At 32.6% G+C, this 279-nt stretch carries 2 pseudogenes; both read right to left on the reverse strand.

Annotated features, from left to right (window positions below):
• A pseudogene (locus WG67_RS07790) lies at positions 1–136 on the reverse strand (WO male-killing family protein Wmk); the annotation flags it as partial.
• 68 nt (positions 137–204) lie between these two features.
• Positions 205–279, reverse strand: a pseudogene (locus WG67_RS07795) (DNA mismatch repair protein MutL); the annotation flags it as partial.

Consider the following 279-nt stretch of genomic DNA (forward strand, 5'->3'; position numbering starts at 1 on the left):
GTACTATTTGATATGTTACGCCGATTTTTCCCGCTAAATCTTTTTGAGTATATCTCTTCGCTAATCTACGATTTCTTACTTCCTGTCCTATTGCTTTGTAGTCTAAAAAGCTAGAGCAGTTATTCTCTTTTCTCACATCTTATACTTCATAATCAGAAGAACTATTACGTATACTTAATTGGGAACCTTTTTGACAAACTGAATTCATCTCCTTTCAAACAATTTTTCTATATCACTTAGTTTCATTTCTATGTAAGTTGGTCTTCCATGGTTGCATTG

The sequence above is a fragment of the Wolbachia endosymbiont of Drosophila incompta genome (assembly GCF_001758565.1).
In the GTDB taxonomy this organism is placed as follows: Bacteria; Pseudomonadota; Alphaproteobacteria; order Rickettsiales; family Anaplasmataceae; genus Wolbachia; species Wolbachia pipientis.